Annotated in this window: 19 protein-coding genes; 10 read left to right on the top strand and 9 right to left on the bottom strand. The window is 56.1% G+C overall.

Annotation, left to right across the window (positions count from 1 at the left end; genetic code table 11):
- Positions 1-16: 16 nt before the first annotated feature.
- Positions 17-487 carry a thioredoxin-dependent thiol peroxidase gene (gene bcp / locus ABFI50_RS03180; protein WP_014884768.1) on the bottom strand — a complete coding sequence of 157 codons (471 nt, stop codon included), beginning with the start codon at positions 485-487 and terminating at the stop codon, positions 17-19.
- Positions 487-1,056, bottom strand: a complete 570-nt coding sequence (locus ABFI50_RS03175; protein WP_014884767.1) for a glycine cleavage system transcriptional repressor — start codon at positions 1,054-1,056, stop codon at positions 487-489. The genes bcp and ABFI50_RS03175 overlap by 1 nt, the downstream gene beginning before the upstream one ends.
- Before the next feature lie 145 nt (positions 1,057-1,201).
- On the opposite strand from ABFI50_RS03175, the gene dapA reads away from it, so the two are divergent.
- The 6 genes from dapA (at position 1,202) to ypfH (ending at position 7,659) form a co-directional block, all read left to right on the top strand.
- Complete coding sequence (dapA, locus tag ABFI50_RS03170; protein WP_014884766.1) at positions 1,202-2,080, top strand: 4-hydroxy-tetrahydrodipicolinate synthase; 879 nt, start codon at positions 1,202-1,204, stop codon at positions 2,078-2,080.
- 16 nt (positions 2,081-2,096) lie between these two features.
- Positions 2,097-3,131: an outer membrane protein assembly factor BamC gene (gene bamC / locus ABFI50_RS03165; RefSeq protein WP_014884765.1), complete on the top strand. Its 1,035-nt coding sequence runs from the start codon at positions 2,097-2,099 to the stop codon at positions 3,129-3,131.
- Positions 3,132-3,240: 109 nt separating this feature from the next.
- Positions 3,241-3,954: a phosphoribosylaminoimidazolesuccinocarboxamide synthase gene (gene purC / locus ABFI50_RS03160; protein WP_008501631.1), complete on the top strand. Its 714-nt coding sequence runs from the start codon at positions 3,241-3,243 to the stop codon at positions 3,952-3,954.
- 120 nt (positions 3,955-4,074) lie between these two features.
- Entirely contained in the window at positions 4,075-4,944 is an 870-nt protein-coding gene (locus ABFI50_RS03155) for a neutral zinc metallopeptidase (RefSeq protein ID WP_014884764.1), read from the top strand.
- A complete protein-coding gene (locus tag ABFI50_RS03150) occupies positions 4,944-6,890 on the top strand; it encodes a GNAT family N-acetyltransferase (RefSeq protein WP_248217324.1) in 1,947 nt (648 codons plus the stop codon). Before ABFI50_RS03155 ends, ABFI50_RS03150 begins: the two co-directional genes overlap by 1 nt.
- 73 nt (positions 6,891-6,963) lie before the next feature.
- Entirely contained in the window at positions 6,964-7,659 is a 696-nt protein-coding gene (gene ypfH, locus ABFI50_RS03145; RefSeq protein WP_014884762.1) for an esterase, read from the top strand.
- Between the two features lie 56 nt (positions 7,660-7,715).
- Here ypfH and ABFI50_RS03140 read toward each other — a convergent pair whose 3' ends face one another.
- From ABFI50_RS03140 to ABFI50_RS03130, 3 genes are read right to left on the bottom strand one after another with little or no spacing between them, the layout of a single operon-like run.
- A complete protein-coding gene (locus ABFI50_RS03140; RefSeq protein ID WP_014171111.1) occupies positions 7,716-7,913 on the bottom strand; it encodes a YpfN family protein in 198 nt (65 codons plus the stop codon).
- A gap of 24 nt (positions 7,914-7,937) precedes the next feature.
- Complete coding sequence (gene dapE, locus ABFI50_RS03135) at positions 7,938-9,065, bottom strand: succinyl-diaminopimelate desuccinylase (protein ID WP_014884761.1); 1,128 nt, start codon at positions 9,063-9,065, stop codon at positions 7,938-7,940.
- A 3-nt stretch (positions 9,066-9,068) separates the two neighbouring features.
- Positions 9,069-9,425 (bottom strand): ArsC family reductase, encoded by a 357-nt coding sequence (locus ABFI50_RS03130; RefSeq protein WP_014884760.1) that lies wholly within the window; start codon positions 9,423-9,425, stop codon positions 9,069-9,071.
- Between the two features lie 387 nt (positions 9,426-9,812).
- Between ABFI50_RS03130 and ypfM the strand changes: the two genes are divergently transcribed.
- On the top strand, positions 9,813-9,872 hold the full coding sequence (ypfM, locus tag ABFI50_RS03125) for a protein YpfM (protein ID WP_015572204.1): 60 nt from the start codon (positions 9,813-9,815) through the stop codon (positions 9,870-9,872).
- Between the two features lie 108 nt (positions 9,873-9,980).
- Here ypfM and acrD read toward each other — a convergent pair whose 3' ends face one another.
- Both acrD and narQ read right to left on the bottom strand, forming a co-directional pair.
- Positions 9,981-13,094 (bottom strand): multidrug efflux RND transporter permease AcrD, encoded by a 3,114-nt coding sequence (acrD, locus tag ABFI50_RS03120; RefSeq protein WP_200924426.1) that lies wholly within the window; start codon positions 13,092-13,094, stop codon positions 9,981-9,983.
- 142 nt (positions 13,095-13,236) lie between these two features.
- Entirely contained in the window at positions 13,237-14,931 is a 1,695-nt protein-coding gene (narQ, locus tag ABFI50_RS03115; RefSeq protein WP_347485332.1) for a nitrate/nitrite two-component system sensor histidine kinase NarQ, read from the bottom strand.
- 220 nt (positions 14,932-15,151) lie between these two features.
- Between narQ and nudK the strand changes: the two genes are divergently transcribed.
- Positions 15,152-15,742, top strand: a complete 591-nt coding sequence (gene nudK / locus ABFI50_RS03110) for a GDP-mannose pyrophosphatase NudK (protein WP_014884757.1) — start codon at positions 15,152-15,154, stop codon at positions 15,740-15,742.
- A gap of 109 nt (positions 15,743-15,851) precedes the next feature.
- Entirely contained in the window at positions 15,852-16,895 is a 1,044-nt protein-coding gene (locus ABFI50_RS03105) for a DUF1176 domain-containing protein (protein WP_045281124.1), read from the top strand.
- 69 nt (positions 16,896-16,964) lie between these two features.
- On the opposite strand, the gene tkt is transcribed toward ABFI50_RS03105, so the two are convergent.
- On the bottom strand, positions 16,965-18,953 hold the full coding sequence (gene tkt, locus ABFI50_RS03100; protein WP_347485331.1) for a transketolase: 1,989 nt from the start codon (positions 18,951-18,953) through the stop codon (positions 16,965-16,967).
- Between the two features lie 19 nt (positions 18,954-18,972).
- Entirely contained in the window at positions 18,973-19,923 is a 951-nt protein-coding gene (gene tal / locus ABFI50_RS03095; protein WP_014884754.1) for a transaldolase, read from the bottom strand.
- Between the two features lie 289 nt (positions 19,924-20,212).
- On the opposite strand from tal, the gene maeB reads away from it, so the two are divergent.
- On the top strand, positions 20,213-22,492 hold the full coding sequence (maeB, locus tag ABFI50_RS03090; RefSeq protein ID WP_014884753.1) for an NADP-dependent oxaloacetate-decarboxylating malate dehydrogenase: 2,280 nt from the start codon (positions 20,213-20,215) through the stop codon (positions 22,490-22,492).
- The last annotated feature ends 43 nt before the right edge of the window (positions 22,493-22,535 follow it).

Genomic DNA, 22,535 nt, shown 5'->3' with positions numbered 1-22,535 from the left:
GCCTTTTTGCTGTTGATCAGGCGTTTGCTTTCAGCCAGTTCAACACCACGTCGTGGTGATTACTGGTTTTGAAGTCGTCAAACACATGTTCAACTTTACCGTCAGCGTCAATCAGGAAGCTGATGCGGTGAATGCCGTCATAGGTTTTACCCATAAACGTTTTCTCACCCCAGACGCCAAACTGCTCGCAAACCTGGTGGTCTTCGTCGGAAAGGAGCGTAAAGTTCAGCAGCTCTTTTTCCGCAAATCGTGACAGCTTTTCTGGTTTATCGGTGCTGATACCCAGCACTTCCACACCGACTTTTTTCAAGTCGTCCATGTTATCGCGTAAGCCGCAGGCCTGTACGGTGCAGCCGGGGGTCATGGCTTTCGGGTAGAAATAGACCAGAACACGCTGTCCCTGGAAGTCGGTCAAATTTACTTGCTCACCGTCTTGATCCGGTAAGCTAAATTTCGGTGCGATGTCACCGGCTTTCAGTGGATTCATTACTCAACTCCATCCTGTTCGTGCTGCGAATAATTGACGACGCTTATACTGCCCTGCGCGTTTAATTCTGTACAGAGGGCTTTGAACGCTTGCTCGATATTTGACGCATCCTGTGAGGCAGGGCTGTGTGCAGTGATTTGAATAAAGAGCGTGGGAACGGTGCTCTCGTCGCCCGGTTGCGTGCGGGAAACGAGCTCGGCAATGTTCATCTGATGGCTGTCGAACAGCGCGGTAAAACGCTCGATCAGATGCGGGGAATCAGTGACTTCAACCTGCACCCAGACGGTAGCGGGCATGGCCGGGCGCGGGCGCGCGGTAGTGCGTTTCATCACGATCAGCAAATCCAGCTCCGCGCCTTTCAGCGGCAGGGTGGATTCAATAAGGGTAATGGCATTCCATGTTCCGGACAGCAGCATGATAAACGTGAACTCTTCGCCGAGCATTGCCAGACGGCTGTCTTCGATATTACAGCCGCAGCTGCTCACGTGACGGGTGATGGTGTTCACGATACCCGGCCTGTCGGCACCCAGCGCAGTGATAACCAGGTAATGTTGTGATGAGGTTGTCAAACCTGTTCTTCCTTTGCATGGTTAAGTCTTCCTAAGGAAAGCATAAAAAAAACATGCATACAACCGCCTGAGGGCCTCAGGTCGCTTGCTTTTATTACAGTTCCAAACGTACCATTGAGGCTCTTGTTCGCACAGAGGATGGCTCATGTTCACGGGAAGTATTGTCGCGCTTGTAACACCGATGGATGAAAAAGGTAACGTCTGCCGGTCTAGCATGAAGAAGCTGATTGATTACCATGTCGCCAATGGAACCTCGGCGATCGTTTCGGTAGGGACTACCGGTGAATCTGCAACGCTGAGCCACGAAGAGCATGGCGATGTGGTTATGCTGACCCTGGAGCTGGCTGACGGACGTATTCCGGTCATCGCGGGGACAGGCGCTAATGCAACCGCAGAAGCGATCAGCCTGACCAAACGTTTTAATGACAGCGGCATCGTAGGCTGTCTGACGGTGACCCCTTATTACAACCGTCCTACCCAGGAAGGTTTGTTCCAGCACTTCAAAGCCATCGCTGAACATACTGACTTGCCACAAATTCTGTATAATGTGCCGTCCCGTACTGGCTGCGATATGCTGCCGGAAACCGTTGGTCGTCTCTCGGAAGTAAAAAATATTATCGGTATTAAAGAGGCGACAGGGAACTTAAGCCGCGTTCATCAGATCAAAGAGCTGGTTTCAGACGACTTTATCCTGTTGAGTGGTGATGATGCGACCGCGCTGGACTTTATGCAGCTCGGTGGTCATGGCGTGATCTCCGTAACGTCAAACGTTGCGGCGCGCGATATGGCTGAAATGTGCAAACTGGCCGCAGCCGGTCACTTTGATGAGGCACGCGTCATTAACCAGCGCCTGATGCCGCTGCACAATAAATTATTTGTCGAACCCAATCCGATCCCCGTGAAATGGGCGTGTAAGGAGTTGGGACTTGTAGCATCCGATACGCTGCGTTTGCCAATGACACCGATTACCGACCACGGTCGCGACATCGTCAGGGCAGCGCTGAAGCATGCCGGTTTGCTGTAAAGTTTAGGGAGATTTGATGGCTTATTCAGTACAGAAGTCGCGCCTGGCGAAGGTTGCGAGTGTTTCGCTTGTTATGCTGCTCGCTGCCTGTAGTTCAGACTCGCGCTACAAGCGCCAGGTGAGCGGTGATGAATCCTATCTGGATGCGACCCCGCTTGCTGAACTTCATGCACCGGCTGGTATGATCCTGCCGATTCAGAACGGCGATTATAATATCCCCGTCACCAATGGCAGTGGTCTGGTGGGTAAAGCGCTTGATATTCGTCCACCAGCTCAGCCTCTGGCGCTGGTCAGCGGAGCGCGTACCCAGTTCACCGGTGATACGGCGTCTCTGCTGGTTGAAAGCGCGCGCGGAAGCAATCTGTGGCCACAGGTGGTGAGCGTTATTCAGGCGAAGAACTACACCATTGATAAACGCGATGACGCCAGCCAGACCTTAACCACCGACTGGATCGAGTGGAACCGGCTGGATGAAGATCAGCAGTACCGTGGACGTTATCAAGTCTCCGTTAAACCACAGGGTTATCAGCAGGCGGTTAACGTTAAGCTATTAAACCTGGAGCAGGCGGGCAAACCGGTTGCGGATGCCGCCTCCCTGCAGCGTTACAGCACTGAAATGCTGAACGTGATTGCCGCGGGTCTGGATAAGACTGCGACTGATGCCGCAAATGCGGCGCAGAGCCGTAACGGCGTCACCTTCGACGTTCAGAGCGGTGCGGACGATACCGGCCTGCCAATGTTGGTGGTGCGTGCACCGTTTAACCAGACCTGGCAGCGTCTGCCAGCGACGCTGGAAAAAGTGGGCATGAAAGTGACCGACAGCACCCGTTCAACCGGTAGCATGACGGCAACCTATAAGCCACTGTCCGACAGTGCATGGCTGGAGCTGGGCGCCAAAGATCCTCAGCTTGCCTCCGGTGATTACAAGATTCAGGTAGGCGACCTTGATAACCGCAGTAGTCTGCAGTTTATCGATCCAAAAGGTCACACGCTGACCCAGTCGCAGAACGATGCGCTGGTCGCTGTCTTCCAGGCAGCATTCAGCAAATAACTACGAGGGCGGGTTAATCCCGCCCTTTTTATTTTCGTGCTACGCAAACGTGTGCGTGGCATAATATGCCCAGTTTTGAACACAAATCATCACACCAGGAGTAATGAAGATGCAGAAGCAAGCTGAGTTGTATCGTGGCAAAGCGAAGACCGTATACAGCACGGAAAACCCGGATCTGTTGGTGCTCGAGTTCCGCAATGATACGTCAGCAGGGGATGGCGCGCGCATTGAGCAGTTCGATCGTAAAGGCATGGTGAACAACAAGTTCAACCACTTCATTATGACCAAACTGGCCGAAGCGGGTATCCCGACTCAGATGGAAGCGTTGCTGTCTGATACGGAATGTCTGGTGAAAAAACTGGATATGGTTCCGGTTGAGTGCGTTATTCGTAACCGTGCAGCGGGCTCCCTGGTGAAGCGTCTGGGTATTGAAGAAGGTATCGAACTGAATCCACCGCTGTTCGACCTGTTCCTGAAAAACGATGCCATGCACGATCCGATGGTCAATGATTCCTACTGCGAAACCTTCGGCTGGGTCAATAAAGAGAACCTGGCGCGCATGAAAGAGCTGACCTACAAAGCCAACGACGTGCTGAAAAAGCTGTTTGACGATGCGGGCCTGATCCTCGTCGACTTCAAGCTGGAGTTCGGTCTGTTCAAAGGCGAAGTGGTGCTGGGTGATGAGTTCTCCCCGGACGGTAGCCGCCTGTGGGACAAAGAAACCCTGGATAAAATGGACAAAGACCGTTTCCGTCAGAGCCTGGGTGGCCTGATTGAAGCCTATGAAGCGGTTGCTCACCGTTTAGGCGTTAAGCTCGACTAACTCCCTCACTTGCCAAAGGATGTTTGCATCCTTTGGCGTCTTACCTTTGTTTCCTATGGTAATCTTGCCGTTAACCGCCTACGATCATAGCTATTATTAATGGAATAGTTCGAGGTGGTTATGCGCTGGCAAGGGCGTCGTGAAAGTGACAATGTAGAAGACAGGCGCAGTGATGGCGGCGGCGGTCCTTCAATGGGGGGACCCGGCTTTCGGCTACCCAGCGGCAAGGGCGGTATCATCCTGCTGATTGTGGTGCTGGTCGCTGGCTATTACGGGGTCGACCTCACCGGTTTGATGACCGGTCAGCCGCTGCAACAGCAACCACAGTCTCCGCGCTCCATCAGCCCGAACGAAGATGAAGCGGCCAAATTTACCTCCGTTATTCTCGCGACCACTGAAGATACATGGGGTCAGCAGTTCGAGAAGATGGGGCGCACCTATCAGCAGCCGAAACTGGTGATGTACCGGGGCGCAACCCGTACCGGATGTGGTACCGGTCAATCTGTGATGGGGCCGTTCTACTGCCCGGCAGATGGCACCGTCTATATCGATCTCTCTTTTTACGATGACATGAAACGCAAGCTTGGCGCTGACGGTGATTTTGCCCAGGGCTACGTTATCGCGCATGAAGTCGGGCACCATGTGCAGAAGCTGCTGGGCATTGAGCCAAAAGTGCGTCAGCTACAGCAAAATGCGTCTCAGGCTGAAGTGAATCGTCTTTCCGTCAAGATGGAACTGCAGGCGGACTGCTTCGCAGGCGTCTGGGGGCACAGCATGCAGCAGCAGGGCGTACTGGAATCCGGCGATCTTGAAGAGGCATTAAACGCGGCGCAGGCCATCGGCGATGACCGTCTTCAGCAGCAAAGCCAGGGACGTGTCGTACCGGACAGCTTCACTCACGGTACGTCGCAACAGCGTTACAGCTGGTTTAAACGCGGTTTTGACAGCGGTGATCCTGCCCAGTGTAATACCTTCGGCAAAGCCATGTGATGGTGTCGTTTGCACATCTGATACGCGAGCTTGAGCGAACCGGGCACCGCCGTCTGGTGGTGCTCACGGGCGATGAGCCGTGGACGCTGAGCCAGGCCACCGCCCTGCGTGATGCTTTACCGGGAGACTGGCTGTGGCTGAATGAAAACCCGTCTAAAGCCATCGGCGGACTGTTGGGACGCGAATACCTGCATGCTGTGTTTGACGCGCATGCCGGGTTTGACGTCTCCGCATTCGCCGCACTCAGCGGAACGTTGCGCGCCGGGAGCCTCCTCGTACTGCGAGTACCACCGTTCTCTGGCTGGGCCGACAGGCCAGACAGCGATTCTGTGCGCTGGAGTGACAGCGCAGAGCCGATCGCTACCCCGCACTTTGTTCACCATTTTTGCCGGACGCTTGCCGCCGATACGGATGCGATCGTCTGGCAACAGCATCATCCCCTGACGCTTCCCGCTGCGCCAGATTTACCCGTCTGGCAGCCCGCCAGCGGTGAGCCGCAGCGTGAGCAGGCGGCGATCCTCGACGCGCTTTTGGTCATGCCTGCGGGCATCGCTGCCGTGACGGCACCTCGCGGACGCGGAAAGTCAGCGCTGGCGGGGATGCTGCTGGGCAGCATCCAAGGGAGTGCGGTGGTGACGGCCCCGGCGAAAGGCGCAGCGGATGTCATCGCGCGTTTCGCGGGCGAGCGTTTTCACTTTATGGCACCCGATGCGCTGCTGGACTCCACGCTGCAGGCCGACTGGCTGATTGTCGATGAAGCGGCAGCCATCCCAGGCCCGCTGCTGGAGAAGCTGGTGACACGCTTTCCCCGCGTATTACTGACCACTACGGTTCAGGGTTACGAAGGGACGGGCAGGGGATTTCTGCTGAAGTTCTGCGCCCGGTTCAGTGGGCTGCAGCGTTATACCTTATCCACCCCCATTCGCTGGGCGGCCGGATGTCCGCTTGAACGGATCGTGGCGAATACGCTGCTGTTTGACGATGCGCTTATCGACCACAAACCGGAAGGTGAGGTGTCTGTAAGGTCTCTGGAGCCACAAGAGTGGGAGAGCGACCTGGCACGAGTGGCAAGCGTTTATGAACTGCTCTGTGCTGCCCACTACCGGACCTCACCGCTCGATTTACGCCGGATGATGGACGCCCCCGGCCAGCACTTTGCGGTTGCGGACGCGGGGGCTGATATTGCGGGCGCGCTCTGGCTGGTGGACGAGGGCGGATTGATCCCCGAACTCAGCCGGGCGGTGTGGGCGGGCTCTCGTCGTCCACGAGGGAACCTTGTGGCGCAGTCGCTGGCGGCGCACGGCGGAACGCCTCTTGCGGCGACGCTGAAAGGCCGACGGATTAGCCGCATTGCGGTTCATCCCCGTCGTCAGCGGGAAGGCATTGGTCAGCGGCTGATCCTGAACGCCAGCGGTGAAGATTATCTCTCCGTGAGTTTTGGTTATACCGACGAGCTGTGGCGTTTCTGGCAGCGGTGCGGGTTTGTGCTGGTGCGAATGGGCAGTCATCGGGAAGCCAGCAGCGGGTGTTACACGGCGATGGCGCTGCTGCCGCAGAGCGAAGCCGGGCATCAACTGTGTATGCAGGCACATCGGCGTTTATGCCGCGATATGCGCGTCCTGTCGGCCTGGAATGGCGAAAAGATCCCGGTGACTGATGCCTGGGAAGCTACCCTTAATAGTGACGACTGGCTGGAGCTGGCGGGGTTTGCTTTTGCGCACCGGGCGTTTTCAACCTCGGTAGCCGCGCTGACGCGGTTGCTGTTAGCCACCGATATGCCCCTTCCGGCGCTGCGCGGGAAAATCGAGGGGAGAAGCGAAGCGGTCGGGCGAAAAGCGTTACTGGCAAAGCTTCGCGATGAAACCGCGCAAGCGCTTGAGAGCCTTGATTATTCGTACTGTCAGCAGTTGAAAGCAGACATTTTGCAATGGCAATTTTTTCAATGACTTCTTCAGTAAAGTGGCATGGTCATTACCCCGCAGAGGCGTAAAATCCTGCTCATCAATTAAGGAGACCGCCATGAAACACGACCATTTTGTTGTTCAAAGCCCTGACAAACCGGCTAAACAGTTACTGCTTCTGTTTCATGGTGTTGGCGATAATGCCGTCAATATGGGGCAGATTGGTAGCTGGTTTGCGCCTGTTTTCCCTGAAGCATTGATTGTCAGCATCGGCGGCGTAGAACCGTGTGGTCCGAACGGACGACAGTGGTTTCCGGTTCAGGGCGTGACGGAGGAGAACCGTCAGGCGCGCATTGATGCCATCATGCCCACGTTTATCGACATCGTACGCTACTGGCAGCAGCAGAGCGGCGTGGGTGCTGACGCGACCGCGCTGATTGGCTTCTCGCAGGGATCTATCATGTCCCTGGAAAGTGTGAAAGCGCAGCCGGGTCTGGTTTCACGGGTGATCGCGTTTAACGGCCGCTTTGCGACGCTGCCTACGAGTGCGACTACGCAGACCACGATCCATCTGATCCACGGTGGTGAAGACCGGGTCATTGAGCTTTCACATGCGGTTGCCGCTCAGGAAGCATTGATTCGTGAAGGTGGGGATGTGACGCTGGATATCGTTGACGATCTGGGCCATGCGATTGACGACCGCAGCATGCAATTCGCGCTCGATCATCTGCGTTATACCGTACCGAAGCACTACTTTGATGAAGCGCTCAGCGGCGGCAAGCCGAATGACGATAATATTGTTGAGTTTATGTAGGCACTTTCCCCCTCCCCCCCAGGGGCGAGGGTTAGGGGGAGGGGTGAGATTAACAATTACTTCTTCTGGTCTTTCTTCGGCCAGTCGTCGTCATCGTCCCACTTGTCGTTAAAATCGCGGTGTGGCGGGAGATCCGGCTTGTTCGCAAGAAACTTTTTGTGGTCAACGCGCTTAAGGTCTTTAATCACGTTGAGCAGTACGCCGACCAGAAACACCAGCACCAGAATCCACCAGTACTTTGAAAGCCAATCCATTCGCTATTCCTCTCAGAGCATTCGTCAGGCGACGAGTTGCTCCATAATACGTTGATACATACGAGCCAGCAGTTGCAAATCTGCCGCATTAACACACTCATTTATTTTATGAATGGTTGCGTTTACTGGCCCCAGTTCGACAACCTGAGCTCCCATACGGGCGATAAAGCGTCCGTCTGAAGTGCCACCCGTCGTCAGCAGTTGTGGCTTAATTTCATTATAGTGCTCGATGGCGTTCACTACCGCATCAACCAGTTTGCCGCGCTGCGTCAGGAACGGCTGGCCGGAAAGCCACCAGTCCACGGTGTAGCGCAGGTGATATTTTTCCAGCAGCGCGACAACGCGCGCTTTGATCATCTCATCGGTCAGTTCGGTGCTGAAGCGGAAGTTGAACTGGACGAAGAAGTCCCCCGGGATCACGTTGTTGCTGCCGGTCCCGGCCTTGACGTTAGCAATCTGCATGCTGGTCGGGGGGAAGAACTCGTTACCTTTATCCCACTCAATCGCCACCAGTTCGCTCAGCATTGGCGCAGCGCGATGAACGGGGTTATCGGCCAGATGTGGATAAGCAACATGTCCCTGAACGCCGTGAATGGTCAGGTTACAGGTCAGTGAGCCACGGCGACCGTTTTTCACGACATCGCCCACCACTTCGGTACTGGACGGCTCGCCGACCAGACAGTAGTCGAGACGCTCGTTGCGCGCCATCAGCGCTTCAACCACCTTCACGGTACCGTTATGGGCACTGGCTTCTTCGTCGGAGGTGACCAAAAACGCGAGACGGTTTTTGTGGTTCGGATGCTGAGCCACGAAGCGTTCAGCCGCGACCACCATCGCCGCCAGCGAGCCTTTCATGTCTGCCGCGCCGCGGCCAAAGAGCATGCCATCGCGGATGGTCGGTTCAAACGGCGGGTTAATCCAGCGATCTGCGTCACCTGCGGGAACGACGTCAGTATGCCCGGCAAACGCCAGCGTTTCACCCTGGCCGCGCCACGCCCAGAAGTTCTGAGTATCGCCAAAATCCATGCGTTCAACGGTAAAACCGATGGCACGCAGGCGCTCAATCATTAATGCCTGACAACCTGCGTCGTCCGGGCTAAGGGAAGGACGGCGAATAAGCTGTTGAGTCAGCTCAATGACCGGGCATGACATACACTACACCTCAACGAAAAAGTCAGAATAAAGGGTTTCACTGAAACCCAGCAGCATAGGCTGACCTGGCTTGCAGAGCAATGGGCGTTTGATAATTGCCGGCATTTCACGCATCAGTTTTGCCGCGCTGTCGGCATCAACGATGCTGGCGCGCAGGGATTCGTCCAGTTTACGCCAGGTGGTACCGCGGGTGTTAAGCAGTGCCTCCCAGCCCAGTTCATTGATGGCGTTATGCAGAAAATCTGCATCAAGCCCATCGGCACGGTAATCGTGGAAGCGGTACTCGATGTGGTTCGCTTCCAGCCAGCGGCGGGCTTTTTTGATGGTGTCGCAATTTTTAATGCCGTACATCACAACCATGGTGAATCCTTTTGTCCTTATGACGATTAAATGTTCAATAAATTCGAAGATATATCCTTAAGCAGAATATAACACATTCAGGAATACTCTGGATTTACACGTCTGCTTAATTCAACGCACATCTGTACGCTGAATATTCTTTCATCATTTAAGCATAGATGTCCATCGGGTATAAATTGCTAACAAACTCAGCGGGTAAAATAAAGCTCACCCGTTCGTAGGGTTATTTCAAAATATTGCTGGCCGTCACACAAAATTTAAGATTCTCCATTCATATTTATCATAAATCCCCAACGGTGGCGGGGTACAATCACAGCAATTGGTTAAATAGTCTTCACAATGATGATACGTTTTCGTAGAATGCGCATAATAATAAGAGAGGTTGTTATGATTGAACGTGAACTGGGGAACTGGAAAGATTTTATCGAAGGCATGCTTCGTAAATGACATTCAGTAAGAATTGCAAGAGCACTTAAATAAGTAAAATAATCATAGTGTGAATTAATCACACAATAAAAAGGCGGCTGATAAAGCCGCCTTTTTTATGGCTGAATGTTATTCCTGCCGCTCTCTGAGAGGGAAGCGACGACGCACCAGCACAAAGAACAGCGGCACGAAATAAATGGCCAGGATGGTGGCCGAAATCATGCCCCCCATTACCCCGGTACCGACCGCGTGCTGGCTGCTGGAACCTGCACCCGTGCTGGTTGCCATTGGCAATACGCCAAAAATAAAGGCCAGCGAGGTCATCAGGATCGGGCGCAGTCGCTGACGGCAGGCATGTAGCGTGGCGGCCATCAGCTCGTGGCCTTTGGCATTCATCTCGTTGGCAAACTCAACGATCAGAATGGCGTTTTTCGCCGACAAGCCGATCACCGTCAGCAGCCCGACCTGGAAGTAAACATCGTTTTCCAGGCCGCGCATCCAGGTTGCCAGCAGCGCACCGATAACTCCAAGCGGCACCACCAGCATGACCGAGAACGGAACCGACCAGCTCTCATACAGCGCGGCAAGGCAGAGGAACACCACCAGCAGAGAAAGGGCATAAAGCGCGGGGGCCTGCGCGCCGGAGAGACGTTCCTGGTAAGACATGGCCGTCCATTCCAGACCAAAACCGGCGGGCAGCTGTTGCACCAGTTTTTCCATGGTGTCCATGGCCGTGCCGGTACTTACGCCCGGCGCGGCTTCCCCGACGATTTCCACCGCAGAATAACCGTTATAGCGCTCCAGACGCGGCGAACCGCTCTCCCAGCGCGAGGTGGCAAACGCCGAGAAGGGAACCATCCCGCCGCTGTTATTGCGAACAAACCAGCGGTTAATATCATCCGGCAGCATGCGGTACGGCGCGGCGGACTGAACATATACTTTTTTCACGCGACCGCGATCCATAAAGTCGTTCACATAGCTCGAGCCCCACGCCGTTTGCAGGGTGTCGTTGATATCGTCGATGGAGACGCCCAGCGCCTGCGCCTTACGCTGGTCGATATCCACCTGAAGCTGCGGGCTGTCGTCCAGGCCGTTGTGGCGCACGCGGGTCAGGCCAGAATCGTTACCTGCCAGCGCTAACAATTTGTCGCGTGCCGCCATCAGCGCATCGTGGCCCGCGCCGGCGTGATCCTGCAGCTCCATATCAAACCCGGCAGAACTCCCCAGGCCGCTGATCGCTGGCGGACTGCTCGCAAAGACGCGCGCCTCTTTAATACGGGAAAAGGCTTTAGTGGCACGTTCAATGATGGCAAATGAGGTTCCCGTTTGGGTGTTCCGTTCATTCCAGTCTTTCAGACGGACAAACATACGGGCGACGTTCTGCCCGTTCCCGCCCGGGCCGGAGCCAACGGTCGAGAAGACCGACACAACGTTATCTTTCTCGTGGGTGAAGAAGTACTGCTCTACGTTCTGGACCACTTTCAGCGTCTGCTGCTGCGTTGAGCCGCTCGGGAGCTGCACCGAGGTGATGAACATCCCCCGGTCTTCCATCGGCAGGAACGAGGTGGGCAAATGCAGAAACAGCCACACCATGCCGCCCAGCAGTACAACGTAAATCATCATCCAGCGCAGGCTGCGGTGCAGCACTTTACCGACCGCAGATTCATACCGGGCGGCATTGCGGTTGAACATCCGGTTAAACCAGCCGAAGAACCCTTTCTGACCGTGATGTTCCCCTTTGTGCAGCGGCTTGAGGAGGGTGGCGCAAAGCGCAGGGGTGAGGATCAGGGCCACCAGTACGGAGAGTACCATTGCTGAGACGATGGTTATCGAGAACTGGCGGTAAATCGCGCCGGTCGTGCCGCCGAAGAAGGCCATCGGGATAAAGACCGCCGACAACACCATCGCAATGCCGACTAACGCCCCCTGAATTTGACCCATGGATTTTCGCGTGGCCTGGCGCGGGGAAAGACCTTCTTCGCTCATGATGCGCTCGACGTTTTCGACCACTACAATGGCATCATCCACCAGCAGGCCAATTGCCAGCACCATGGCAAACATCGTCAGGGTGTTAATGCTGTACCCGAACGCGTAAAGCACCGAAAAGGTACCCAGCAGCACCACGGGGACGGCAATAGTGGGGATCAGCGTGGCGCGGAAGTTTTGCAGGAACAGATACATGACCAGGAATACCAGGGCAATCGCTTCCAGCAGGGTCTTTACCACATCCTCAATCGAGGCTTTTACGAAGGAAGTGGTTTCATAGGCGACTTTATACTCCAGCCCGTGCGGGAAATACTGCGACAGCTCATCCAGACGGTCCAGCACCAGTTTCGCCGTCGCCATTTCGTTTGCGCCGGAGGCCAGCTTTATCCCAAGGCCAGAGGCCGGGTTGCCGTTAAATCGGCTCAGGTAGTCGTATTTCTCAGCACCCATTTCCACCGTCGCCACATCGCTCAGACGCACTTCTGAGCCATCCTGATTCACGCGCAGGGTGATGTTGCGGAACTGGTCCGGTGTCTGAAGCAGGGATTGCGAATTAATGGTGGCGTTCAGGGCTTGTTTATCAACGGAAGGCGTTCCTCCCAGTTGCCCCACGGCAATTTGTGCGTTCTGGGCTTTGATGGCATCCGTCACGTCGGTGGCCGTCATCTGATAGCTGTTCAGCTTGTTGGGATCGAGCCAGATACGCATGGAGTATTGTGAGCCGTAGGCGTCGATATCCCCCACGCCGTTAATACGGCTGAGCGGGTCCTGAATATTACTGGCGACGTAGTCCGCAATGTCCTGTTTATCCATTGAGCCATCGGTGGAGACAAACGCGATGGTCAAAATGTTAGTATCACCGGTTTTACGTACGGTAACGCCCTGGTTCTGCACCGCCTGGGGCAGCTTACGCATGGCCGACTGAAGCTGGTTTTGTACCTGCTGCACCGCTTCGTCCGGGTCGGTGCCCGCCTTAAAGCTCAGGGTAACCGTTGCTTGTCCCGTGGCGCTGCTTTGCGAGGACATGTACATCAGGTTATCCAGACCCGTCATGTTCTGCTCGATAACCTGCGTCACGGTGTTTTCCAGCGTTTGTGCGGAAGCGCCGGGGTAGTTTGCGGTGACACGCACATTAGGCGGTGCCAGATCGGGATATTGCTCAACAGGAAGAGAAGTAATCGCCAGGACACCTGTCAGACACAACAGGATGGCAAGCACCCAGGCAAAAATGGGGCGATCGATGAAAAAATTCGCCATGTAAAAGTGACCTCGTTTTGCTGCACGTCATTATTGTTTATTGCCCGCCTAACTTTAGCGGTAAGGCCCAGGTCAAACGTGGAGAAATAAAGGAGATAGTGTAAATTATCATGCGCTTTTCCCTGCGCTTGCCTCTTTACCGTTATTTACCCGTTAACGGCGCAGGTACCGGGAACGTCACGCAGACCAGCGTGCCGCCGTTTTGCGGTTGCGAAAAGTGCAGCATGCCTCCGAGTCGTTGTGCGCGCTCACGCATAATGTTCAGTCCGTAGTGTCCGGGCGGTTCGCTTGCCTCGCCAATCCCGATGCCGTTGTCGCGAATGCTGACGCTGTGCGTGCCATCCACCGCCGTTACGCAGCTAACGGTAATTTCGCTGGCCTGGGCGTGCTTAATCGCATTCAGAACGGCTTCCCGGACGATCTGCAACAAATGCACCTGTTTCTGGGCGTCAAGCGCCAGGGAGGAGAGACGACAGTCGAGGTGCAGCCTGGCCTGCGTCTGGCTCTGCAGGGCATCGAGAGACTCCTGCAGCGCCGCGGGTAAATTCGCATGATTTAACGTCAGGCGGAAGGTCGTCAGCAGCTCGCGCAGCTGCTGCCAGGCGTCGTTCAGCTCGCGAGAGAAGTCGGTGATGATAGTTTGCGCGGGAGCATTATCCGCTGGCACCGCGCGTTTAAGCAGGGCAAGCTGGATCCGCAGATAAGACAGCACCTGCGCCAGCGAATCGTGCAGTTCCCGGGCGATGGTGGCGCGTTCTTCCATCAGCAGCAGCTGCTGGTAATGCTTTTGCGCCTGGTTAAAGTACAGCCCGCGCCCGAGCATGGTCGCCACGCTTCTCATCAGCGGGAGGGGAACGCTGTCCGTCTCGCTTTGCCAGCGCAGCTCACCGTAAAGGGTGTCCTGCATCAGTACCGGCAGATTTTGCATCGGGATGCTGCCCGACGCGGCCCCTTCACACAGTCGCCAGTCGTCGCTGGTGCGGAGTTCCAGGTAATTCATCTGAGTATATTCATGGACAATCTGCAATATGTGCCGAAAACAATGGCTGTCTATCTGCCCCGTATTCAACGCCTGGGAGCATTTAAACAGCATGTCGAGCTGCTGGTGGGCTTCGTGCAAATGTCGTGTCTTTTCCGCCACGGAAGCTTCAAGCGACCGATAAAGGGTGTGTAGCTCCCCCGACATATGGTTGAAAGCGCGGGAAAGTTGGCCCAGCTCGTTGGGTAGGGCGGTATCCGGCGCAGGCGTCGTAAATTCACCTCGCTCAATCCGCTCGCTGGCCGCCACCAGATTATTCAGCGGTAATACGACCTGGCGGCGGATACGCCGCAGGGTAAACAGCGTCAGCAGCAGGATCCCGAGGGCGCCAGCCAGAGAGAGGAGGGTCACTGTCTGGATTTTATGTTCACTGTAATGCTGGAGGGCGAGCACAAAGGCATCAATGCGGCCGACAAAATCCTCAATATGCGCGGCATACCATGCGCTGTCACCGCGGGCGATGTGCTTATCCATTTCCAGCCAGGCAAACTGCAGTTGCTGGTAGCGCGTTTTGACATTGCCCGGAACGTACCAGCGGTTCAGCTTTTGCAGGGAAGGTGCGCTCAATGTCTGCCGCCAGTTCTCACGATGCGCCATAAGGGAAGGGCTGTTACGCTGCATCTCGTAACCGAGACGATAGCTCTGCATGCGCAGTGAACCCGCAACGTTGATGGCTTCAGCGTCGCGCTGGCTGCTGGCAAGCGTCAGTAGCGCGACGCTGCTGGTCAGCACGGAGAGAACAATTATCGAAAAGAAAGCCCAGGCAAGGCTTCCGGAAACGGGTCGCTTAACGGTCACAGAACGGCTCTCTGGGAGAAATAATCAGACGTTTCGGGCAGGTGTACATTGCCTGATAACGCAGTGATGAGTAAACACTTTATTCATACGTACAGTAAGGTTATTGCGCCTGGCACAACCGGAAACATCATCCAGCGAGAAACGCGCCGTCTGAACCCACGGGCGACAAAGCGAGCGTCACGGCGTAGTATAAACAGACTCATTTTGCCGTGGAGCCCGTATGTCCCTGAACATTACCGTTATCAAAGACAAAATCCTTTCTGAAAATTACTTTGTCCTGCGTAACATCACTTACGATTTAACCCGTAAGAACGGGGACGTTATTCGCCATAAACGCGAAGTCTACGACCGGGGCAATGGCGCTACCATTCTGCTGTATAACCGCGAAAAGCAAAGCGTGGTATTGATTCGTCAGTTTCGGGTGGCGACATGGGTCAATGGCAACGCGGACGGGCGCCTGATTGAAACCTGCGCCGGTCTGCTTGATGACGATGAGCCGGAAGTCTGTATTCGCAAAGAAGCCATAGAAGAAACGGGTTTTGAGGTGGGTGCGGTACAAAAAGTCTTTGAGCTTTTCATGTCTCCAGGCGGGGTGACCGAGCTGGTCCACTTCTTCGTTGCGGAATACACCGACGCTCAGCGTACTCACCGCGGCGGCGGGGTCGAGGATGAAGATATTGAAGTGCTTGAAATGCCCTTCGCTCAGGCGCTGGAAATGGTGAAAAGCGGCGAGATACGCGACGGTAAAGCGGTGATCCTGCTGCAGTATCTGCAAACCAGCGGCGTGATGAACGCCGCGCAGGTCCGGTGATAAGTTATATTTCAGATAAATCTATCCGATAAATCCGATTGAGCCCGCCCGTCCAGGGCACGAAGATACGCCCCAGATTGACCTTTTCGTTTCCGGGGCTGTGCCATTCATGCGCTACTGCGTTTTGCTTCTCTTCTTTTTTTGCGTGCTACCCGCACCTCTGGTGTGGGCTGCACCTGCGCAGCAGTCTTTCTCTGACTGGCAGGTCACCTGCAATAACCAGAATTTTTGCGTTGCCCGAAATACCGGTGAACACCGCGGGCTGGTGATGACGCTGAGCCGTAGCGCTGGGGCAAAAACGGACGCCAGCCTGCGTATCGATCTCGGCGGGCTTTCGGCTCCTCCGGTAAAAGAGCCTGACATCGCCCCCCGACTGCTGCTCGACGACGTTCCCTTAAAACTCAATGCCCAGCACTGGCAGTTAACGCCCTGGCATCTCAAGACTGACGATACGGGTACCCTCACCACGTTTCTGAAAACGATTCAGGAAGGACAGAGGCTGACCCTGCGCGGAGGGAAGCAGACGATCTCTCTGGTCGGACTGAAAGCGGCGCTGCTGTTTATCGACGCTCAGCAAAAGCGCGTGGGGAGCGAAACAGCATGGATTAAAAAAGGGGATAGCCCGCCGCTGAGCGTGCCTCCAGCTCCGGCATTAAAAAAGGTGGCCGTGGTGAACCCCACGCCAACGCCACTCTCCCACGCTGAACTGAACGATCTGCTGGATTACGGCACCTGGCGGATGAACAACAGCCAGTGCTCGCTGGATCCTAACCGCCGCGAAGTGCGCGTCACCGCATTAACGGATGATAAAGCGCTGCTGATCGTCAGCTGCGAGGCGGGGGCTTACAATACGGTCGATCTGGCGTGGCTGGTATCGCGTAAAAAACCGTTCACCGCGCGCAGCGTCAGGCTGCGTCTGCCGTTTACCCCGTCCAGTCAGAGTAGCGATATGGAACTGATGAACGCCAGCTTCGATGAAAAAGCACGCGAGCTGACGACGCTCGCACTGGGGCGTGGGATCGGTGATTGTGGGATCCAGACGCGCTGGCGTTTCGACGGCCAGCGCTTCCGCCTGGTGCGGTATGCGGAAGAGCCAAGCTGCGATAACTGGAACGGGCCGGACGCCTGGCCCACGCTGTGGATCACGCGGTAGTCCGGCTTACGATTTGATGGTGTTGTAGGCCGGGTAAGGCGTAGCCGCCACCCGGCAACGAAGACCGCACTAAAGCACACTCAACGCCTTCTCCACCACGTTCTCAACGGTAAAGCCGAAGTACGGGAACAGCTTGTCGGCAGGGGCGGACTCACCGTAGCCCCGCATACCGACAATCGCCCCTTTCAACCCCACATACTTATACCAGTAGTCGGCAATTCCCGCTTCCACCGCCACGCGCGCCGCGACGCTGGAGGGGAGCACCGATTCACGGTATGCCTCGTCCTGGGCATCAAAGATATCCGTTGAAGGCAGGGAAACGACGCGCACCGCGTGACCTTCGGCAGTCAGTTTCTCCGCCGCTTTCACCGTGATTTCCACCTCAGAACCCGTGGCAATCAGGATCACGTCCGGTTTGCCGCCGCTGTCCTTCAGGATGTACCCGCCGCGGGCGATATTTTTCACCTGCTCCGGGGTGCGTTCAATTTGGGCCAGGTTTTGACGCGACAGGATCAGCGCCGTCGGGCCGTTATGGCGCTCAACCGCCAGCTTCCAGCCCACTGCCGCTTCGACCTGATCGCACGGACGCCATGTGCTGAAGTTTGGCGTTAAGCGCAGGCTCGCCAGCTGTTCCACCGCCTGGTGCGTCGGGCCATCTTCACCCAGCCCGATAGAGTCGTGGGTGTAGACCATGATCTGCCGGGCCTTCATCAGCGCCGCCATGCGCGCTGCGTTACGGGCGTACTCAACGAACATCAGGAAGGTGGCGGTGTAGGGCACGAAGCCGCCGTGATGGGCGATGCCGTTGGCAATGGCGGTCATCCCGAACTCGCGCACGCCGTAGTGGATATAGTTTCCGGCGATGTCCTCTTTCAGCGATTTCGAGCCCGACCAGATGGTCAGGTTACTCGGCGCCAGATCCGCCGAGCCGCCGAGCAGTTCGGGCAGGATAGGGCCGATGGCATTCAGGGTGTTTTGCGACGCCTTACGGGTGGCGATTTTCGCCGGGTTAGACTGCAGGTTTTCAATCAGTGCCTGGGTTTTATGGTCCCAGTCTTCCGGCAGTCCACCGCTCATGCGGCGGGAAAACTCAGCCGCCAGTTCCGGATATGCTTTTTTGTAGGCGGCAAATTTTTCGTTCCAGGCATGCTGGGCTTTTTCACCCGTTTCGCGCGCATCCCATGCCTTGTAGATCTCTTTCGGGATCTCAAACGGCGGGTATTTCCAGCCCAGTTTCTGTCGGGTCAGTGCCACCTCTTCTTCGCCGAGCGCCGCGCCGTGCGCTTCTTCTTTACCTGCTTTGTTTGGTGAGCCAAAGCCGATGACCGTACGGCAGATAATCAGGGACGGTTTGTCCTTCACGCTCTGCGCTTCCTGAATCGCTTTTTTCACCGCTTCAGGATCGTGGCCGTCGATCTCATGCACGACGTGCCAGTGATAGGCTTCGAAGCGTTTCGCCGTGTCGTCGGTGAACCAGCCCTCGGTTTCCCCGTCAATGGAGATGCCGTTGTGGTCGTAAAAACCGATCAGCTTGCCGAGCCCCAGCGTGCCCGCCAGCGAGCAGACTTCATGCGAAATCCCCTCCATCAGGCAACCGTCACCCATAAACACATACGTGTAGTGATCGACAATCTCGTGGTCCGGCTGGTTAAACTGTGCCGCCAGCGTGCGTTCGGCAATCGCGAGTCCGACGGCGTTGGCCAGCCCCTGACCCAGCGGTCCGGTGGTGGTTTCGACACCCGGCGTATAGCCGATTTCCGGGTGACCCGGGGTTTTCGAATGCAGCTGGCGGAAATTCTTCAGCTCCTCAAGCGGCAGATCATAGCCGGACAGGTGCAGCAGGCTGTAGAGCAGCATCGAGGCGTGGCCGTTAGACAGAATAAAGCGGTCACGATCGTACCAGGCAGGATCGTTGGGGTTGTGCTTCAGGAAGTCGTTCCACAACACTTCGGCAATATCAGCCATGCCCATGGGGGCGCCAGGGTGGCCGGAATTGGCTTTCTGCACGGCATCCATGCTGAGGGCGCGGATGGCATTGGCGAGCTCTTTACGGGACATAGTTCACTCCATGGCAAGGTTAAAGTTTGGCGGCGAGTAGGTCTTCGAGTTTGCGCTGGTCGACGGCGAACAGGCGGATGCCTTCCGCCAGTTTATCCACGGCCATCGCGTCCTGATTGTGCTCCCAGCGGAACTCGGCTTCGGTCATGGCCTTCGGTTTCGGCAGGACGGTGGAGGTTGGCACCAGTTTGCGGATCACCGTCTCTTCTTTGTCCTGCAATTCTTTAAGCAGGTTAGGGGAGATGGTCAGGCGGTCGCAGCCTGCCAGGGCGAGGATCTGCTCGGTACGGCGGAAGCTGGCCCCCATCACGATGGTTTCATAGCGGTGCTGTTTGTAGTAGTCGTAGATATTTCGCACTGACTTCACGCCCGGATCTTCCTCGACTACGTACGGGTCCATGGGCTGTTTCGCCTGATACCAGTCGTAGATGCGCCCGACAAACGGCGAGACGAGGAACACGCCCGCTTCAGCACAGGCGCGTGCCTGTGCAAACGAGAACAGCAGCGTCAGGTTGCAGTGGATACCCTCTTTTTCCAGCACCTCTGCCGCGCGGATACCTTCCCACGTCGACGCGAGCTTGATCAGAATGCGTGACGTATCAATTCCCTGCTCCTGGTAGAGTTCAACCAGACGACGCGCTTTCGTAATACTCTTTTCTTTATCGAACGAGAGGCGGGCGTCCACTTCGGTCGAGACGCGTCCTGGAATGCTTTTCAGAATTTCTGCACCAAAATTAACCGCCAGTTTGTCGCTGGCTTCGGCAACCTGTTGCTCCTGCGTTTTGCCGCGCTTCTTGCCGTAAGCAATCGCGTCATCAATCAGATGGCTAAAATGGGCAAGCCCTGCCGCTTTCAGAAGCAGGGAAGGGTTGGTGGTCGCGTCCTCCGGCTGATAGTGGCGAATCGACTCGATATCGCCGCTGTCCGCAACCACGGTGGTGAATTGTTTGATGCCGTCTAGCTGGTTCATAAATCATTACTCCTTGGAAATAAAAGAGTTAGATGAGTGCGTTAGTTCACACTTCTGAGAAAATCATGATGGACTTAACAAAAAAGCATAGCAGACGGGGGAGGCATTGCTTTTGAGACGGGTAACATGGCTGTTATAAATTGATAACAATTTTTAATGTGTGATGGTGAGAGTTTGGCAGCCTTCAAAGTTTATGCGCTGTCCTGAGGCGATACTAGTCGGCACACCAGGGTGTGCATCAGGATCGCAAACGTCACCCTTTTGACCGATACGTGAAAGGAAAAATAAGATGGATGAGCAGTTGAAACAGAGTGCCCTCGATTTTCACGAGTTCCCCGTTCCGGGCAAAATCCAGGTTTCCCCAACCAAGCCGCTGGCGACTCAGCGCGATCTGGCGCTTGCCTACTCACCGGGCGTGGCGGCACCGTGTCTGGAAATCGAAAAAGATCCGCTGGCGGCCTATAAGTACACCGCGCGCGGTAACCTGGTCGCGGTGATCTCTAACGGTACGGCGGTACTCGGCCTTGGCAACATTGGTGCGCTGGCGGGTAAGCCGGTGATGGAAGGGAAGGGCGTTCTGTTCAAGAAATTCGCCGGTATCGACGTGTTCGATATCGAAGTGGACGAGCTGGACCCGGATAAATTCATTAACGTCGTCGCCGCGCTGGAGCCAACCTTCGGCGGTATCAACCTGGAAGACATCAAAGCGCCGGAATGTTTCTATATCGAGCAGAAGCTGCGCGAGCGTATGAACATCCCCGTGTTCCATGACGACCAGCACGGTACGGCCATTATCAGCACCGCCGCCATTCTGAACGGCCTGCGCGTGGTCGAGAAAAATCTTTCCGACGTGCGTATGGTGGTCTCCGGCGCGGGCGCGGCGGCCATCGCCTGTATGAACCTGCTGGTGGCGCTGGGGATGCAGAAACACAACATCGTGGTTTGCGATTCCAAAGGCGTGATCTACAAAGGCCGTGAGCCAAACATGGCGGAAACCAAAGCGGCGTATGCGGTGGACGATGACGGAAAACGCACTCTTGAGGACGTGATTGACGGTGCGGACATCTTCCTTGGCTGCTCGGGCCCGAAAGTGCTGACCCAGGAGATGGTGAAGAAGATGGCGCGTGCGCCAATGATCCTGGCCCTGGCGAACCCTGAACCGGAAATTCTGCCGCCGCTGGCGAAAGCGGTGCGTGAAGACGCCATTATCTGTACCGGCCGTTCGGACTACCCGAACCAGGTGAACAACGTGCTCTGCTTCCCGTTCATCTTCCGTGGCGCGCTGGACGTTGGCGCAACGGCGATCAACGAAGAGATGAAGCTGGCAGCGGTTCATGCCATCGCGGAACTGGCGCATGCCGAGCAGAGCGAAGTGGTGGCTTCTGCCTATGGCGATCAGGATCTGAGCTTCGGGCCTGACTACATCATCCCTAAACCGTTTGACCCGCGACTGATCGTGAAGATCGCGCCAGCGGTGGCCAAAGCGGCAATGGACTCCGGCGTGGCAACGCGCCCGATCCAGGACTTCGACGCTTACGTCGATAAACTCACCGAGTTCGTCTACAAAACCAACCTGTTTATGAAGCCAATTTTCTCTCAGGCCCGCGCGGACGCAAAACGCGTGGTGCTGGCGGAAGGGGAAGAGGCGCGCGTGCTGCATGCCACCCAGGAGCTGGTGAGTCTCGGGCTGGCGAAGCCGATCCTGATCGGTCGTCCGAGCGTGATCGAAATGCGCATTCAGAAACTGGGGCTGCAGATTAAGCCGGGTGTGGACTTTGAGATCGTCAATAACGAATCCGATCCGCGCTTTAAAGAGTACTGGAACGAATACTACGCGATCATGAAGCGTCGTGGGATCACCCAGGAGCAGGCGCAGCGGGCGGTGATCAGCAATACCACGGTGATCGGCGCGATTATGGTCCATCGCGGCGAAGCGGATGCGCTGATCTGCGGTACCATCGGCGATTACCACGAGCATTTCAGCGTGGTGCAGGAGATCTTCGGCTACCGCGAAGGGGTTCACGCCGCCGGAGCGATGAACGCGCTGCTGCTGCCAAGCGGGAACACGTTTATCGCCGATACCTACGTTAACGACGATCCAACCCCGGACGAGCTGGCGGAGATCACCGTGATGGCGGCAGAAACCGTGCGTCGCTTTGGTATTGAGCCGAAAGTGGCGCTGCTATCGCACTCTAACTTTGGTTCGTCTAAATCAGCGGCGGCGTGCAAAATGCGTCAGACGCTGGAGCTGGTGCGCGAGCGTGCGCCGGAGCTGATGATTGACGGAGAAATGCACGGCGATGCCGCGCTGGTGGAAAGCATCCGCAACGAGCGTATGCCGGACAGCCCGCTGAAAGGCTCGGCAAACATCCTGATTATGCCGAACGTGGAAGCGGCGCGTATCAGCTACAACCTGCTGCGCGTATCCAGCTCTGAAGGGGTGACCGTAGGGCCGGTACTGATGGGCGTGGCGAAACCGGTGCATGTATTAACGCCGATTGCCTCTGTGCGCCGCATTGTGAACATGGTGGCGCTGGCGGTGGTTGAGGCGCAGACGCAGCCTCTGTAGCGGCGGTGCGTAGGGTGGCGCGTTCGCTTACCCGACCTACGGG

Origin of the sequence: Enterobacter sp. HNDS-6 (genome assembly GCF_039850505.1) — a bacterium.
Taxonomy (GTDB): Bacteria; Pseudomonadota; Gammaproteobacteria; order Enterobacterales; family Enterobacteriaceae; genus Enterobacter; species Enterobacter kobei.
Note: the sequence above shows the minus strand (reverse complement) of the source record. Positions and strands in the feature narration are given on the sequence as shown.